This window comes from Acidithiobacillus ferrooxidans ATCC 23270 (genome assembly GCF_000021485.1).
GTDB classification, from domain to species: Bacteria; Pseudomonadota; Gammaproteobacteria; order Acidithiobacillales; family Acidithiobacillaceae; genus Acidithiobacillus; species Acidithiobacillus ferrooxidans.
Map to the genome: position 1 here is coordinate 255,979 of NC_011761.1, position 15,316 is coordinate 271,294.

General features: G+C 60.1%; 16 protein-coding genes. 9 read left to right on the plus strand and 7 right to left on the minus strand.

The genetic code is table 11. The features are described 5' to 3' along the window. Positions 1-107 precede the first annotated feature (107 nt). The 7 genes from AFE_RS01355 to metX form a co-directional block, all read right to left on the minus strand. Positions 108-1,658 carry a SulP family inorganic anion transporter gene (locus AFE_RS01355; protein WP_012536065.1) on the minus strand — a complete coding sequence of 517 codons (1,551 nt, stop codon included), beginning with the start codon at positions 1,656-1,658 and terminating at the stop codon, positions 108-110. 9 nt (positions 1,659-1,667) lie between these two features. Next, the gene (locus tag AFE_RS01360) at positions 1,668-2,297 is read right to left on the minus strand and encodes a carbonic anhydrase (RefSeq protein WP_009562903.1); all 630 of its coding nucleotides are present in this window, start codon (positions 2,295-2,297) and stop codon (positions 1,668-1,670) included. A gap of 167 nt (positions 2,298-2,464) precedes the next feature. Next, positions 2,465-4,819 (minus strand): 5-methyltetrahydropteroyltriglutamate--homocysteine S-methyltransferase, encoded by a 2,355-nt coding sequence (metE, locus tag AFE_RS01365; protein ID WP_012536066.1) that lies wholly within the window; start codon positions 4,817-4,819, stop codon positions 2,465-2,467. Between the two features lie 95 nt (positions 4,820-4,914). Further along, complete coding sequence (gene ubiE, locus AFE_RS01370; RefSeq protein ID WP_012536067.1) at positions 4,915-5,700, minus strand: bifunctional demethylmenaquinone methyltransferase/2-methoxy-6-polyprenyl-1,4-benzoquinol methylase UbiE; 786 nt, start codon at positions 5,698-5,700, stop codon at positions 4,915-4,917. Between the two features lie 47 nt (positions 5,701-5,747). Beyond that, a complete protein-coding gene (locus AFE_RS01375) occupies positions 5,748-6,404 on the minus strand; it encodes a glutathione S-transferase family protein (RefSeq protein WP_012536068.1) in 657 nt (218 codons plus the stop codon). 19 nt (positions 6,405-6,423) lie between these two features. Further along, positions 6,424-7,029: a methionine biosynthesis protein MetW gene (gene metW / locus AFE_RS01380; protein ID WP_009567240.1), complete on the minus strand. Its 606-nt coding sequence runs from the start codon at positions 7,027-7,029 to the stop codon at positions 6,424-6,426. Further along, positions 7,026-8,177 carry a homoserine O-succinyltransferase MetX gene (gene metX / locus AFE_RS01385; protein ID WP_012536069.1) on the minus strand — a complete coding sequence of 384 codons (1,152 nt, stop codon included), beginning with the start codon at positions 8,175-8,177 and terminating at the stop codon, positions 7,026-7,028. The genes metW and metX overlap by 4 nt, the downstream gene beginning before the upstream one ends. A gap of 190 nt (positions 8,178-8,367) precedes the next feature. Between metX and AFE_RS01390 the strand changes: the two genes are divergently transcribed. The 9 genes from AFE_RS01390 (at position 8,368) to AFE_RS01430 (ending at position 15,227) form a co-directional block, all read left to right on the plus strand. Continuing rightward, positions 8,368-9,147, plus strand: coding sequence for a hypothetical protein (locus tag AFE_RS01390; RefSeq protein ID WP_111122541.1), 780 nt, complete (start codon positions 8,368-8,370; stop codon positions 9,145-9,147). A 133-nt stretch (positions 9,148-9,280) separates the two neighbouring features. Further along, on the plus strand, positions 9,281-10,525 hold the full coding sequence (gene glyA / locus AFE_RS01395) for a serine hydroxymethyltransferase (protein ID WP_012536070.1): 1,245 nt from the start codon (positions 9,281-9,283) through the stop codon (positions 10,523-10,525). A 6-nt stretch (positions 10,526-10,531) separates the two neighbouring features. Then, positions 10,532-11,023, plus strand: a complete 492-nt coding sequence (gene nrdR, locus AFE_RS01400; protein WP_012536071.1) for a transcriptional regulator NrdR — start codon at positions 10,532-10,534, stop codon at positions 11,021-11,023. After that, a complete protein-coding gene (ribD, locus tag AFE_RS01405) occupies positions 11,013-12,113 on the plus strand; it encodes a bifunctional diaminohydroxyphosphoribosylaminopyrimidine deaminase/5-amino-6-(5-phosphoribosylamino)uracil reductase RibD (protein ID WP_012606537.1) in 1,101 nt (366 codons plus the stop codon). Before nrdR ends, ribD begins: the two co-directional genes overlap by 11 nt. Before the next feature lie 3 nt (positions 12,114-12,116). Further along, positions 12,117-12,773 (plus strand): riboflavin synthase, encoded by a 657-nt coding sequence (locus AFE_RS01410; protein WP_009560911.1) that lies wholly within the window; start codon positions 12,117-12,119, stop codon positions 12,771-12,773. Beyond that, positions 12,770-13,903 (plus strand): 3,4-dihydroxy-2-butanone-4-phosphate synthase, encoded by a 1,134-nt coding sequence (gene ribB, locus AFE_RS01415; protein WP_012536073.1) that lies wholly within the window; start codon positions 12,770-12,772, stop codon positions 13,901-13,903. Before AFE_RS01410 ends, ribB begins: the two co-directional genes overlap by 4 nt. Continuing rightward, positions 13,900-14,364 (plus strand): 6,7-dimethyl-8-ribityllumazine synthase, encoded by a 465-nt coding sequence (gene ribH / locus AFE_RS01420; protein WP_009568607.1) that lies wholly within the window; start codon positions 13,900-13,902, stop codon positions 14,362-14,364. Before ribB ends, ribH begins: the two co-directional genes overlap by 4 nt. A gap of 10 nt (positions 14,365-14,374) precedes the next feature. Then, positions 14,375-14,818 carry a transcription antitermination factor NusB gene (nusB, locus tag AFE_RS01425; protein WP_012536074.1) on the plus strand — a complete coding sequence of 148 codons (444 nt, stop codon included), beginning with the start codon at positions 14,375-14,377 and terminating at the stop codon, positions 14,816-14,818. A gap of 127 nt (positions 14,819-14,945) precedes the next feature. After that, the gene (locus tag AFE_RS01430) at positions 14,946-15,227 is read left to right on the plus strand and encodes a DUF2934 domain-containing protein (protein WP_012536075.1); all 282 of its coding nucleotides are present in this window, start codon (positions 14,946-14,948) and stop codon (positions 15,225-15,227) included. The last annotated feature ends 89 nt before the right edge of the window (positions 15,228-15,316 follow it).

A 15,316-nucleotide genomic window follows, 5' to 3' on the forward strand; every position in this document is an offset into this window, starting at 1 on the left:
TCAAGCATATTCGGCTGCCGGGTAGCCGGGCTCTTGCACATTACCGGATCAGGTCGAGCGGTGGAACTATCAGGAACTCCGATGGCCTGTTTCCGCACATGTCGGTGTCAGATGGGAGCCTTCAGCACCGGCGCATCAAAGCCCTGTTCCCGCAGGCGGATTTCACGCAAGGGTGCGGAGCGTTCAAAATCCCTGATCACTTCGAGGACATCGTGATCGATGAAACCCACATGTTCACCATCCAGTATGACCTCTGCGCCCTTTGGCAGTCGTTCCAGGATATGGGAAAGCCGCGCCTTGTTGACAAATGTCACCTCCCGGTTCAGGGCAATTTTATAAGCGGCGCCCTCCCGGCCAATCTCTATGGCACTATGGTAATTGGCCTTGAGGACAAAGAACACCCCGGCCAGCAGGCCGATGATCACCCCGGTAATGAGGCTGGTAAAGAGAATCGCCACGATGGTGATCATGAACGGCAGATACTGCGATTTATCCAGCCGAAACATTCGCTGGAATATGCTTGGGTGGGCCAGCTTGAAACCGACAAAAATCAGGATGGATGCTAAGGCAGCCAGCGGAATCTGGTTCAGCAACGTCGCCAGAAACAGAACGGCGAGCAGCAGGAACAAGCCATGCAGAAAGGCACTCGCCTTGGTGCGGGCCCCGGCCGCCACATTGGCCGTACTGCGCACGATAACCGCCGCCACAGGAAGTCCGCCGATCAGACCGCTGGCAATATTGGCCACACCTTGTCCGAGTAATTCGCGATCAAGGGGCGTGCGTCGTTTGAATACATCCAGTTTGTCCGCCGCCTCGATGGATAACAGGCTCTCCAGACTGGTGATAAAGGTGAGGGCGATGGCCGTCACCCAGACGGCTTTCGATCCGATCAAGCCCCAGTCCGGCATTTGCAGCATGCCCTGCAGATCCGCAACGGAGCGGATGATCGGCAGGTTGACCAGGTTATGGCCGCTGACGGCCAGATCCGGAACGGCGTAGAGGAACAGTGTGTTGAGCAGGGTGCCCAGGATCACCGCCATGAGTGGTCCCGACAGCCAGGTCTGTTTACGCAGTACCGCCACCTTGTCCCAAGTGATGAGAATGGAAAGGGCAAGTACGCTGACCAGCAGTGCGCCCCATTCCAGGTGGGCGAGGGCAGCGATGACACCGGTGAAGGTATTCTCGCCATGGGCACTGATGAAATCCTGATTGCCAAATTCGCCCAGGTCAAAACCGATGGCATAAGGAAACTGTTTGAGGATGATGATGATGCCGATAGCCGAAAGAATGCCCTGAATGACCGCAGAGGGAAAAAAATATGCGACGACGCCGGCACGGATGGCACCCAGAACCATCTGGATGCCCCCGGCGATGACCACCGCCAGCAGGAAGGCGGAGAAACTCGGCAAAGTCTGCATGGCCAGGAGCACCGTGGCGACGATGGCGGGCGTCGGACCGCTGACGGCCAGTTGCGAACGGCTGAACAAGGGGACCAGTAGGCCACCCATAACGCCCGCAATCAGTCCGGCGATCAGCGGGGTCCCTGACGCCAAAGCTACGCCGAGGCAGAGCGGCATCGCTACCAGGGCGACGACCACGGCGGCGGGCACATCCGCGCGCAGATTTTTGAATGGCGAAAGATTGGCGCTGTTTTCCATATGGTGTCCTCAGGCCAACTGCTCGAACTGATGTTTCTCCGCACGATAGCTGAGGAGAGTGCCTTCTTCCATATCGAAGTACCAGCCATGCAACTGCAACTCACCCCGCACCACGCGGCGGCGCACACTGTCGAAGGTCAGCAGATTTTCAAGAGAAATCAGAATGCTGGCTTTTTCCAGTGCACGTGCCTGCTCTTCCGGGCTGGCGTCGGCGTACTCCCGCAGCACGTCGGACCGGGCGTCTTTGGCAATGTCCACCCAGGGGCCGACATATTTGCCGTCGGTACCGTGAAGCAGCGCTTTTATGCCGCCGCAGTGTGAGTGGCCGTTGATGATGATATGTTCGACTTCCAGCTGGCTGACCGCGAATTCCACTGCAGCACTGGTACCATGGAGATGGCCGTCCTGCTCCGCCGGGGGCACGAGGTTGGCGATATTGCGCACTACAAAAATGTCTCCGGGCTCGCTGCCGTAGAGGGATGTGGGGGTGACCCGGGCATCGGAGCAGCCTATCAGCATGACTTTCGGGCTTTGCCCTTTCCCCACGAGGGAATCGAAAAGGTCGGGGTGCTCATCATAATAGGTACGGTGGAACGCCTTGAAGCCGTGGATCATGGCATCGGTCACGTCGTTTTTCATGGCTGTCACTCCCTCGTTATCGGTTGAAATTCAGACGAAAGCGCAGGTTGGACCCTGACACCGTCAACAAGGTTCAATAACCATATGGCTAGTTAATGATAGTCCGGAATGGACATAAAAAAAGCCCTCGAAAAAAGAGGGCTTCCTCATGGCTTCAGGGGAGGATGTCAACCGTGCCGGGCGCGAACCTGGCGGGCTGCCTCGACCATATTCTCCAGTGCCGGGGTGACTTCCGCCCACTTGCGGGTTTTCAGACCACAGTCGGGATTGATCCACAGGCGTTCGGCGGGAACCACTTTAACCGCCTTCTCCATCAGACCCACCATCTCTTCGACGCTGGGGACGCGTGGGGAGTGGATGTCGTAGACGCCCGGCCCAATTTCGTTGGGGTAGTTGAAGGTTGCGAAGGCGTCCAGCAGTTCCATCTGCGAACGGGAAGTCTCGATGGTGATGACGTCGGCATCCATGGCCGCAATGGCGGGCAGAATATCGTTGAACTCCGAGTAACACATGTGTGTGTGAATCTGGACGTCATCGGGGGCGATCTGCGCCGAAATCCGGAAGGCGCGGGAGGCCCACTCGAGGTAGTGGCCCCAATCCTTGCGTTTGAGGGGCAAACCCTCACGATAGGCCGGTTCGTCGATCTGGATGATGCCGATGCCTGCGTCGATCAGGTCCCTGACCTCGTCACGGATGGCCAGGGCGATCTGCAGTGCAGTACGTTCCCGGGGTTGGTCATCGCGGACGAAAGACCATTGCAGGATGGTCACCGGACCCGTGAGCATGCCCTTCATGGGCCGCTGGGTGAGAGACTGGGCGTACTTGCTCCAGGCTACCGTCATCGGCGTGGGGCGGGAGACGTCGCCGAAAATCAGCGGCGGCTTGACGTAGCGTGACCCATAGCTCTGCACCCAGCCATGACGGGTAAAGGCGAAACCGGCGAGCTGCTCACCAAAGTATTCAACCATGTCATTGCGTTCCGGCTCACCGTGGACGGGTACGTCGATGCCCAGACGTTCCTGTTCCTTCACCACCAGGGCGATTTCTGCTTCCATGGCTTTCTGATAATCGGCGTTGCTCAACTCACCCTTGCGATTCTGCAGTCGGGCTTTACGGATCTCGGGAGTCTGCGGGAAGCTACCGATGCTGGTGGTGGGGAAGGCAGGCAGTTTGAAACGGGCGCGCTGCGCGGCTTCGCGGATGGGGAAAGGGCTCTTGCGCCGACCATCATCCTGACCCAGTCCCTCCAGACGCTGGGCGACCGCCGGGTTGTGAATGCGTGGCGAGCTTTTGCGTGAGGCGACGGCTGCGCGGGCGGCGGCCAGTTCCTGTGCCACCGACTCGACACCTTCCTTCAGCGCGCGTCCGATGATGGCGACTTCGTCCAGTTTCTGTACGGAGAAGGACAGCCAAGACTTGAGTTCGGCGTCCAGCTCGGTTTCCTGCTCCAAGTCTACCGGAGTGTGCAGAAGGCTGCAGGACGGTGCCACCCAGAGGCGATCACCGAGTTGTTTGTGAGCGGGTTGCAGCAGTTCCAGAGCAGCGTCCAGATCGGCGCGCCAAACGTTACGGCCATCGACGACGCCAAGGGAGAGTACCTTGTCGGCGGGGTAGTCGCTGAGGAAACTGTTCAATTGCTGCGGCGCACGGCGCAGATCCAAGTGCACCCCGGCTACCGGCAGCGCCTTCAGCGCTTTGGCATGATCGGCGACGGAATCAAAATAGGTCGCCAGCAGCACCTTGGGCGTCTTGTCACGGCGCAGTGTCTGGTATGCGGATTCCAGGGCCTCGACCCATTCCTGGGGGAGATCGAGGGCGAGGGCGGGTTCGTCGATCTGTACCCATTCGACACCCATTTCCGCCAGACGCGCGAGTATCTCGGCATAAACCGGCAGGACCTTGGGCAGCAGGGTCAGCCGGTCAAAACAAGCGGCCCCGATCGGGGCGCCATGGCCATGACAGGCGCTGTCATCGTGATGATGCTGCGCGTCATGGTGTGCTTCCGCATTCAGGTCTTTTTCCTTGCCCAGCCACAGATAGGTGATAGGGCCGACCAGTACGGGCTTGGCCTTGAGACCCAAGGCCTGCACCTCTTTCACCTGATCAAACAGACGCTCGCTGCTGAGGCGGAAATCCATCCCCTCGTGGAACTCGGGGACGATGAAGTGATAGTTGGTATCAAACCACTTGGTCATTTCCATGGCTGGCTGGGTGGCGGAGCCGCGGGCCATGGCGAAGAAGGTGTCCAGACCGACCTGACCGCCGGCGAAGCCGTAACGGGGCGGAATGGCACCGAGGGTACAGCTCATGTCGAGCATGTGGTCGTAAAGGCTGAAATCGCCGACGGGCACCAGATCCATGCCGCAGGTCTGTTGAATCCGCCAGTGGCGGTCACGTAACTGGGCAGCGCGGGACTGCAATTCCTGCTCGTCAATTTCCCTGGACCAGAAGCTTTCCAGCGCCTTCTTCAACTCGCGCTTGTGGCCGATACGGGGAAAACCGAGACTGTGGACCGATGTCATGGGCATTACTCCTCTGCGAAAATTGCCGCCATCATGCCCTGCCATGCCGGCGGGCTCAAGAGGGAATTTTTAGGCGTGGTGATGAAAAGCATTCATTAGTCCATCCGGAACCCGCGATGCAGTGCGACAATCCCGCCGGAGAGGTTGAATACCTCCACCCGCTCCAGCCCGGCATCTTCCATCATTACCTTGAAGGTTTCCTGATCGGGGAAGCGGCGGATGGATTCCACCAGATACTGGTAGCTCTCACGGTCTTTGGCCACCAGTTCGCCAATTCGCGGCAACAACTTGAAGGAGTACATATCGTACATGGTCTGCAAACCGGGCCAGCGTGGATGGGAGAATTCGAGGATCAATACCCGCCCACCGGTTTTCAGCACCCGATGAATTTCTTTCAGCGCCCTTTCGGGATGGGTCATGTTGCGAATGCCGAAAGCCAGGGTGACCAGATCGAATTCGCGGTCAGGGAAAGGCAGGGCCTCGGCATTGGCCTCGACAAACTCCACTCCCGCGATGATGCCTTTGTCGGCCAGCCGGCTTTCCCCCACCGCCAGCATCTCGGGATTGATGTCCGAGACCACGATGGAGCCGTTGGGCCGCACCCGCGGATAAATGGCGGCAGCCAGATCGCCCGTACCACCCGCCAGATCCAGTACCCGCTGCCCTGGCCGGGGCCGGGCGAGATCTACGGTAAAGCGTTTCCACAGGCGGTGGACTCCGAGGGACATGAGATCGTTCATCAGGTCATATTTGCTGGCGACGTTGCTGAAAACCCCCCTGACGAGTTGCTCCTTCTCCGTCTCGGGCACTTCCTGGTAGCCGAAGTGGGTGGTCGGCACCAGTGCCTGACTCTGTTCCCCGTTTTCGTGATGCGCGCTCATATGGTCTACTCCCCTGTTCCTTGTCGAATTTGTGGTGCGGCGTTGGTTCAGGCAGTACGCAAAAACAGACTGCCTCTCTCACTGATATAGTTGCGCAGACGATCGGGGAAGTCCGCAGTCACCGATCCCGCCACTTCCGGCAGCTCCATGAGCAATGCCGTCAAACGTCGCAGTTTGCCCAAGGATTCCCAGCGCGGCAATGGGCGCAGGGCATGGAGGATTTCCATGCGCATGAACAGGGGGGCCAATGCGGCGTCTATCAGACTGAAGTCGTCGCCGGCGAAGAAGGCGCCGTTTCCCATGGCCTTATCCAATCGTTCCAGCTTGTCAAAAAGCTGACGACTGGCGGCGGTAAAACGCTCTTCTCCCTGAGCGACCATCATCTGCATCTGGTCGCCCAGTATTTCGCTGCCGAAGGCAATCCAGGCGCGGTGCTGCGCCCGCTCCAGCGGGTCGGCAGGATGGAGCACGGGGGCGATGGTTTCGTCCAGATATTCATTGATGACCTGCGAATCGAAAAGTACGGTGTGTTCATCGATCTTCAGGCAGGGGACTTTGCCCAGGGGCGACAGGGCCAGAAACCACTCCGGTTTATGCGCCAGATCAATGTGGGTGAGGGTGAAGCCCACCTGCTTGTGGAGCAGGGTGATGACCGAGCGCTGCACGTAAGGGCAGAGGGGAAAGCTGATGAGTTCCAGTGGCATGGCATTCTCCTGCAGCGGGTCAGCGCACCATCAGAGCGCAACGATAGAGGGCGACCTCGCCGAAAAGATTGGGCAACAAGCGGTTGCGCCAGGTTTCGCGACGCAGATCGTTCAGCACGACCCGCTGATGGACGGCAATCCCGTTATCATGGCACAGCGACTCGAAATCACGGATCGTACACAGATGGATATTCGGCGTATCGTACCACGTATGGGGCAAAACATCCGTCATGGGCATGCGGCCACGGATGCCCAGTTGCCAGCGCGCGTGCCAGTGCCCCATGTTGGGAAAGGTGACGATGACCTCTCGTCCCACCCGCAGCATCTCCAGCAGCAGTTCGCGCGGGTAGGTGGTCGCTTGCAGGGTCAGGGAAAGGACTACCGTATCGACGCTTTGATCGGCAAAATTGCGCAAACCTTGATCGAGATCCTGCTGAATCACCGGTATGCCGCGGCGTATGGCCGCCACCACCCTCGCCTCCTCGATTTCCACGCCATAGCCCTGCACACCTTTTTCGGCACGCAGGTAAGCCAACAGTTCGCCTTCCCCGCAACCCAGATCGAGGATACGGCTTCGGGGTGCAATCCAGTCGGCGATAATCGCCAGGTCCTTACGCAGGGTCATGCGCCGATCTCTTCAGCAACCCGCCCCAGATAGGTGCTCAGCACTGCCACGTATTGGGGGATGGGCATCAGGAAAGAATCGTGACCATGCTCCGCCTCGATCTCCGCATAACTGACGTCCCGGTTACAGGTATACAGGGCTTGCACGATTTCACGGGAGCGTTCCGGAGAGAAGCGCCAGTCTGAACTGAAGGAAATCACCAGAAAGTTTGCCCGAGTGGAGGCAAAGGCCTCGGCCAGATTGCCCCCCCAGGTGCTGGCCGGATCAAAATAGTCCAAGGCCTTGGTGATATAAAGGTAGCTGTTGGCATCAAAGCGCTCCACAAAGCTGGAGCCCTGATAACGCAGATAACTCTCCACTTCGAAATCCACGTCGAAGCCGAAGGAGAATGCCTTGCCGCCACGGGTGTCGCGGCCGAATTTGGTACGCATGGCGTTGTCGGAGAGATAGGTGATATGGCCGATCATGCGTGCCAGCGACAGGCCGCGACGCGGTTTGGTGTTGTGCGCATAATAACGGCCGTTATAAAATTCCGGATCCGTCATGATGGCTTGCCGGCAAACCTCGTTGAAGGCGATGTTCTGGGCGGTGAGCTTGGGTGCGGCGGCGATGACCACAGCATGCCGCAGGCGCTCCGGATAATCCATGCTCCACTGCATCACCTGCATGCCGCCAAGGCTGCCTCCCACAACGGCCGCCCACTGTTCAATGCCCAGATAGTCTGCCAGTTCGGCCTGGGTTTTGACCCAGTCGCGCACGGTGACCATGGGAAAATCCAATCCCCAGGGTGCGCCGGTTTCCGGATTGGTACTGGCTGGGCCGGTGGACCCCTTGCAGGAGCCGATGAAGTTGGCGCAGACAAAGAAAAACCGCTCCGTATCCATGGCCTTTCCCGGTCCCAGCAAGTGTTCCCACCAGCCGGGTTTGCGATCGTCCATGCTGTGATAGCCAGCTGCGTGGTGGTCGCCGGAAAGGGCATGGCAGAGCAGGATGGCGTTGCTCCGCTGCGCATTGAGTGTGCCGTAGGTCTCATAGGTGAGGGTGTAGCCAGGCAGCGAGCGCCCGCACTCCAGCTCCAGAGGTGCCGAAAAGGTCACAGTCTGCGGGGTCACCAGTCCAACGGAATCGGCGGGTATCTCTACTGGCATTATGCACTTCGATTTATAGGGAGAGCTGAAAGAGTCTAATCGCGCCGGCCCCCAGCCACAAGATGTGCCGGGCAGGTCCGGGTGCAGGTGTTTTGTCATGACCCACATTCTTGGCTAAACTGATCCCTGTGTACCGGCCTGGTACAGGAATTGCGCACAGGCCGTTCGTCCTTAGTCCGGGAGCAGCGCTTTGGCTTGGAATTGGTTGAATCGAATGATGACCTGGGTGGAAGGTGGAGCCGAGTTGGTAGCGGTGCGCCCCAAGCAATGGCTTGCCTTCGCCGCGGGGGCTCTGATCTTCGCCGCCATTCCCTTCCCCGGTTGGCTTATGGACGCGCTGGCACCGCTTGGACTGTTGGTCGGTCTGCGCATCGCCGGGCGCAGTGAGGGAGAGGAATACACCCCGCAGCAAACCCGGCACGCACTCCATGTGGCCGTTTTATGGGGCATGGTATTCGCGATATTCGGAATGATCTTCGAGTTCGGCCAGGATACGGTAGTGATGGGGGCCATCCTCGCCGGAATTCAGATGCCCTGGAATGACGGGTCTGGCTTGGGGCAGGGGTTCTGGGGCTGGTGGTTCGCATTCGGCGAGCGCTTCTCCAATCTGGCGCTCATGCCCTACTTCTGGTTCTCTCCCGCCTTCTTTGGTATCGCTCTTGCGCTGCATAAAGGGCATGGCTGGCTGGAATCAGAGGTAGAAACCACGCTGACCCTGATTTTTCGGCCGGAGTTGCGCGACCCCCTGATTGCCCTGTGGGCCGCCATTCTTATCAGCAATGTGCTGATGCCCGCATTCTCTCAGCTTTGGCTCGGACTAGTGGTCTGGGTGCTTGGGCCACCGGTCATTTATGTGGCCTATCAGGATATTTTTGCGGACAAACAGCGGCCACGCCGTGGCAGGAAAGAAAAGGCGGCACCGAAGTTCGTTTTGCAGGGCCATCCCCAGCCGGTGCGTATCAAGATCTGAGCCGGTGCATGTTCAAGGCGCTGGTGGCCGATGAAGGAGATTCATGGGTTATGCCAATTTTTCACCCTTGCCGTGACCGTGTGCATCCATTAGTGTTTACGCCTGCTTTTTCTGAAGCCCAAGGAGTTCGGCCATGTTTTCCAAAACCCTGACCATCGCTGATTTTGACCCCGTGCTTTGGGATGCCATGCGCAAAGAGGCCCGGCGCCAGGAGGATCATGTCGAGCTCATCGCTTCCGAGAACTATGCCAGCCCCATGGTAATGGCGGCGCAGGGCTCGGTGCTGACCAACAAATACGCAGAAGGCTATCCTGGTAAACGCTACTATGGCGGCTGCGAGTACGTAGATATCGCCGAGCAGCTCGCCATGGACCGTGCGCTGGAGCTTTTCGGCGCTGAACATGCCAATGTCCAGGCTCATTCCGGCTCGCAGGCCAATCAGGCTGTTTACTTGTCCGTGCTCCAGCCCGGTGACAAGATCATGGGCATGAGTCTTGCCCATGGCGGCCACCTGACCCATGGCGCCAAAGTGAACGTGTCCGGCAAGCTTTTTCAGGTGGCGGCTTACGGCGTGCGCGCGGAAGACGGCCGCATCGATTATGACGCCATGGCGGAGCAGGCGGAGCGGGAACGCCCGAAGATGATCGTTGCCGGTGCCAGTGCCTACTCTCGCGTCATCGACTTCGCCCGCATCGGCGAGATTGCCCGCAGCATCGGCGCCTATCTGCTGGTGGACATGGCGCACATCGCCGGCCTTGTGGCCACGGGCCTGCATCCCAGCCCCGTGCCCCATGCGGATTTTGTCACCACCACCACCCACAAGACCCTGCGCGGTCCTCGCGGCGGATTGATCCTCTGTCGGGAGCAATATGCCAAAAAGGTGAACTCCCTGATCTTCCCCGGCTTACAGGGGGGGCCGCTGATGCATGTCATCGCTGCCAAGGCCGTCGCCTTCCGTGAAGCGCTGCAGCCGGAGTTCAAGTCCTATCAGCAGCAGGTCATTCATAACGCGCAAACCTTGAGCAAGGTGTTGGCCGGGCGTGGTTATGGCGCGGTTTCGGGTGGCACCGACAACCATCTCTTCTTGCTGAACCTGGGCGAAAAAGTCACGGGTAAGGAGGCGGAAGAGGCACTGGGACAGGCCAATATCACCGTCAACAAGAATGCCGTGCCCTTCGATATCCGCCCCCCGGCGGTTACCAGCGGCATCCGGATTGGTACGCCGGCCGCTACCACGCGTGGCTTTGGCGAGGCCGAAATGCATCGCCTGGGCAACGGCATTGCTGATGTCCTGGATGCGAGCAGCGATGCTGCGGTCATTGAGCGGGTCCGTGCAGATATGAAGGCCCTCTGCCATCAGTTTCCGGTATACGGCTGAGTATTCGTGCACTGCCCGTTCTGTGCCTATGCGGATACCCGTGTGGTGGATTCCCGCCTTGCGGATGACGGTGGAAGTGTACGACGGCGGCGTGAATGTCCCCAATGCGGGCAACGCTTCACTACCTTTGAACGCGCGGAACTGGCGTTGCCTGTGGTTGTCAAGACCGACGGGCGGCGTGAATCCTTCAATGAAGAGAAGCTCCAGCGGGGTCTGACCCGGGCATTGAGCAAGAGACCGGTAGCCACCGCGCGGGTGGATGCCGCCGTGCGGATGATCCAGCGCCGTATCCGCGAACGTGGTGAGCGGGAGATCCCGGCGCGCCTCATCGGCGAACTGGTGATGGAGGCCCTGCGTGACCTCGATCCCGTCGCCTATGTGCGTTTTGCCTCTGTTTACCGGCGCTTTGAGGACGTCGATGCGTTCAGCGTGGAGATTGCGCGGATGAAGGAGGCGGAGGTCCCCGACGGGGGAGACGATCTGAATCGTGGCGACTGAGCAGGATCTTGCCTTCATGAGTGAGGCTCTGGTGCTTGCGGAACAGGGCCTGTACAGCGCGCACCCCAATCCCTGTGTTGGGGCTGTTCTGGTGAAAGATGGACGCGTCATCGGGCGGGGTGCTCATCTGCAAGCCGGTGAGCCGCATGCGGAGGTTCTCGCGCTGAAGGAGGCGGGTGCTGCTGCGCGCGGCGCTACGGCTTATGTGACTCTGGAGCCTTGCAGTCACTATGGCCGTACGCCGCCCTGTGCAGATGCGCTGATTGCCGCGGGTATCGCGCGGGTGGTGATTGCCATGCGCGACCCCAACCCTCTGGTGGCGGGGCGCGGCGTGGAACGTCTGCGCGCCGCCGGCGTGGTGGCCGAGGAGGGTTGCCTGGAAGCGGCGGCAGAAGCCTTGAATCCTGGATTTCTGCGACGGATGCGCCACGGCCGCCCCTGGCTGCGGCTCAAGCAGGCCATGAGTCTGGATGGCCGGGTGGCGCTCGCCAACGGGCGAAGCCAATGGCTGACGGGGGAGGCGGCGCGTGCGGATGTGCAGCAGGAGCGGGCGCGCGCCAGTGCCATCCTTGTCGGCATCGGCACGGTGCTGGCCGATAATCCGCGCCTCGCACCACGCCTGGAAGCTCCCCTGCGGCGCTATCCGGTGAAAGTCATCATGGACAGCCATCTGCGCACGCCGCCGGATGCGGCGCTTTTTGGTACACCTGGTGCGGTATGGATTTTTCATGGGCAGGATGCTCCTGTTGCCGCCCGGGCGGCGCTATGCGCTGCCGGTGCGGAGTTGCTGTTCTGTCGCGGCACGGTACAGGGACTGGACTGGCAGGAAGTGATGGGCATGCTGGCAGAGCGGCAGATCAACGAGGTGCTGGTCGAAGCGGGGCCTGGCGTCGCTGCTTCCCTGTTCGCCGCTGGCCTGATCGACGAATGGCTGCTTTATGTGGCCCCGCTGCTGCTCGGGCTGGATGCACGGCCAGTGCTCGCCACCGGCCCCTATTCGGATCTCGCGGAGGTGCCGCGCTGGTCGGTGATCCAAAGCTCCCGATTGGGCAACGATATCAAGTGGACATTGCGTCCACAGGAGCGATAGGCGATGTTTACCGGTATCATTCAGGCCTTGGGCCAGATTCGCGGGATGCAGGCACGGGATGGCGACCTGCGGATGATCGTTGCCGCCGGAAGACTGGATCTCGCAGATGTCGGGTTGGGCGACAGCATTGCGGTTTCCGGCGCCTGCCTGACGGTGGTGGAAGTCCAGCGCGACGCCTTCGCCGTCGATGTCTCCCGCGAAACCCTCAATAAAACCATTCTTGGACGTCTTCAGGTGGGCAGTCCGGTCAATCTGGAAAAGGCCCTGCGACTGGCAGATCGCCTGGGAGGGCATCTGGTCGCTGGCCATGTGGACGGTGTCGGACAGATTCGCGAAGTGAGCGCCTCGGGACGCTCGCAGGTATTTGCCATCGCCGCACCTCCGGACCTGCTACGCTATGTTGCCGCCAAAGGCAGCGTCTGTGTGGACGGTATCAGCCTGACCGTCAACGCGCTTCGAGGCGACCTGTTCATGCTCAATCTCATCCCCCACACCCTGGCGCAGACGACGGCCGCGCAGTGGCGGCCGGGGCAGTCCGTCAATCTGGAGGTGGACCTCATTGCACGCTATCTGGAACGCTGGGTGGCCACAGGCCCCGGGTCCGGGTTAAAATCAGCAGTCGATCGCGATTCACTCGCCGCAAAAGGGTTTCCGGTATGAGCAGTGCCAGTATAAGTTCCGCAGAGGAGATCATCGCCGACATCGCTGCCGGTCGGATGGTGATTCTGATGGACGACGAGGGGCGTGAAAACGAAGGTGATCTGATCATGGCGGCGGAGTTTGTGACGCCCGCCGCCATCAATTTCATGGTTTCGCAGGGGCGTGGTCTGGTGTGCCTGCCGCTCACCCGCGAGCGTTGCGAGCGATTGCGCCTCCCGCAGATGGTAGGGCATAACACTGCCAGCCTGGGCACCGCGTTCACGGTGTCGATTGAGGCTGCCCGCGGTGTCACCACGGGCATTTCCGCTGCTGACCGCGCGGTGACGATTCGGGCGGCCATTGCAGACGAGGCAGGCCCGGAGGATATCGTGATGCCCGGTCACATTTTCCCTCTGGCCGCAGAACCCGGGGGCGTACTGGTTCGCGCCGGTCATACCGAAGCAGCGGTCGACCTTGCACGGCTGGCTGGCTGCAAACCCGCCGGTGTCATCTGCGAAATTCTCAATGTCGACGGCGAAATGGCGCGTTTGCCCGACCTGCTCCCCTATGCTGCGGAACATGGCCTCAAAATTGGCACCATTGCCGACCTGATCCGCTATCGCCTGGAACGGGAGCGGATCGTACAGCGGGAGGCGAGCGGCCCGTGGCATACCCCATGTGGCGACTTCGAACTCCACGTTTATCGTGACTGGGTCGCCCGTGAAACGCATTTTGCCCTGGTTCTTGGCGACCTGGAAGCGCGTGATGAACCCGTACTGGTAAGGGTACAGGTTGGCAAGACGCTGAATGATCTCTTCGCCGGTGAAGCCAGCCCGAATGTCATCGCCTTGCGGCGGATCGCTGCAGAAGGTCGTGGCGTGCTGGTCTATCTCCACCATCAGGAGAGTGTCGAAGAACTCCTGCGCGAGATCGCCGCATTGCCTGAAAAGCCCAAGGGGCCCGGTCAGGCGGGTGACGCCGGACGGGTTCTGCGCACCTTTGGCATCGGCGCCCAGATTCTCTCTGATCTGGGGGTGCATCAGGCGGTGGTCCTCAGCGACAGTCAGTTTCAATACCGTGGTATCGGCGGCTTCGGTCTGGAGATCGTCGGCCAGCGTCCCTTTCTGGAAGTTCCCGAGGATGAGTCATGATTCGTCATATCGAAGGCAGTCTGCAGGCCGGTGAGCATCGCTTTGCCCTGTTGGTCAGCCGTTTCAACAGCTTTATCACCCAGCAGTTGGAGCAGGGTGCCATCGACGCGTTGCGCCGTCACGGTGCAAAAGAAGAACAGCTTCATGTCGTTCATGTCCCGGGTGCTTATGAGATGCCGCTGATCGCACAGAAGCTGGCGCGTAGCGGTAATTATGACGCCGTGCTTTGTCTGGGCGCAGTGATTCGCGGCGGTACCCCACATTTTGATTATGTCGCGGCCGAAGTGTCCAAGGGGGTGGCGCAGGTATCCATGGACACGGGAGTGCCGGTGATTTTTGGGGTGCTGACCACGGACAGCATTGAGCAGGCCATTGAGCGCGCCGGAACCAAAGCGGGCAACAAGGGCTTCGATGCGGCCATGACTGCACTGGAAATGGTGCAGTTGTTGCGTCAGATCTGAATAGCACTCGATGAAAATCAGTCGCCGTCGTCTGGCGCGTCAAGCTGCGGTTCAGGCGCTCTACCAGTGGCAGATGAATCCGGGCCATTGTGCGGAGATCGAGTTGCAATTTACCTCCGATCCGGAGCGCCTGCAGGGCGCCGATGTCGCTTTCTTTAAAAGCCTCTGGCAAGGGGTCTGTGCCGCAATCTCCGAACTGGACCCTGCCATCGCCGAGGAAGTTCAGGACCGTCGCTGGGCCGATGAGGTCAGCGAGGTCGAACGGGCGATCCTGCGTCTGGCGGCCTGCGAATTGCGGGACTATCCGCAAACGCCATACCGGGTGATCATCAATGAAGCCATAGAACTGGACAAAGACTTTGGTGGTGAGCAAGGCCATCGCTTCGTCAACGCCGTCCTGGATAAACTCGCGCAGAGGTGGCGGTCTGCGGAGATGTTGCAGGCCGGTCGCTGATGGCACGTCGATGGCTTTCATTCTATCCCACAAAATGGAAAGAAGACTTGCCCGGACTTTGAAAACCCTGCCGCCATGTGCTATTTCTTACTAGAGCGTTTTTTTCATGTCCTTCAGGAGGGTAGCCATGGCGGAAGAGCAACCTAAAAAACGGGTCGCAAAGCCCAGGGAAGTTTCAGCGGATCCCAAGGTGGCGCCGCGCGCGACGGCGCGGGATGCGGTCGCCGTGCCCAAGAAGCCCCGGGCTGCCGGACGTTCAAAGTCTCCACAGGTCTCTGCTGCGGATCGCCAGCGCATGATTGCCGAACGTGCCTACTATCTTGCCGAGGCGCGCAGTTTTGTGGGAGGCGACTGTCAGGCGGACTGGTACGCGGCGGAGTCCTGGATCGACGCTCATATGTCTGCTTGACGCGCCTGATATGCGGCGCCTGCGCGGGGGGGAGAGCGCCGGGTGTGGCCAGTCCGCAATTCCCGTTCGGCATACGCCTGAAAAACTTC

What these genes read in the sequence shown, in the direction of transcription:
- AFE_RS01410 (WP_009560911.1), top strand. Translation starts at nt 12,117, where the DNA reads ATGTTTACCGGTATCATTCAGGCCTTGGGCCAGATTCGCGGGATGCAG.
- AFE_RS01430 (WP_012536075.1), top strand. Translation starts at nt 14,946, where the DNA reads ATGGCGGAAGAGCAACCTAAAAAACGGGTCGCAAAGCCCAGGGAAGTT.
- ribH (WP_009568607.1), top strand. Translation starts at nt 13,900, where the DNA reads ATGATTCGTCATATCGAAGGCAGTCTGCAGGCCGGTGAGCATCGCTTT.
- AFE_RS01355 (WP_012536065.1), bottom strand. Translation starts at nt 1,658, where the DNA reads ATGGAAAACAGCGCCAATCTTTCGCCATTCAAAAATCTGCGCGCGGAT.
- AFE_RS01360 (WP_009562903.1), bottom strand. Translation starts at nt 2,297, where the DNA reads ATGAAAAACGACGTGACCGATGCCATGATCCACGGCTTCAAGGCGTTC.
- ubiE (WP_012536067.1), bottom strand. Translation starts at nt 5,700, where the DNA reads ATGAGCGCGCATCACGAAAACGGGGAACAGAGTCAGGCACTGGTGCCG.
- metW (WP_009567240.1), bottom strand. Translation starts at nt 7,029, where the DNA reads ATGACCCTGCGTAAGGACCTGGCGATTATCGCCGACTGGATTGCACCC.
- nusB (WP_012536074.1), top strand. Translation starts at nt 14,375, where the DNA reads ATGAAAATCAGTCGCCGTCGTCTGGCGCGTCAAGCTGCGGTTCAGGCG.
- glyA (WP_012536070.1), top strand. Translation starts at nt 9,281, where the DNA reads ATGTTTTCCAAAACCCTGACCATCGCTGATTTTGACCCCGTGCTTTGG.
- metE (WP_012536066.1), bottom strand. Translation starts at nt 4,819, where the DNA reads ATGACATCGGTCCACAGTCTCGGTTTTCCCCGTATCGGCCACAAGCGC.
- metX (WP_012536069.1), bottom strand. Translation starts at nt 8,177, where the DNA reads ATGCCAGTAGAGATACCCGCCGATTCCGTTGGACTGGTGACCCCGCAG.
- AFE_RS01375 (WP_012536068.1), bottom strand. Translation starts at nt 6,404, where the DNA reads ATGCCACTGGAACTCATCAGCTTTCCCCTCTGCCCTTACGTGCAGCGC.
- ribB (WP_012536073.1), top strand. Translation starts at nt 12,770, where the DNA reads ATGAGCAGTGCCAGTATAAGTTCCGCAGAGGAGATCATCGCCGACATC.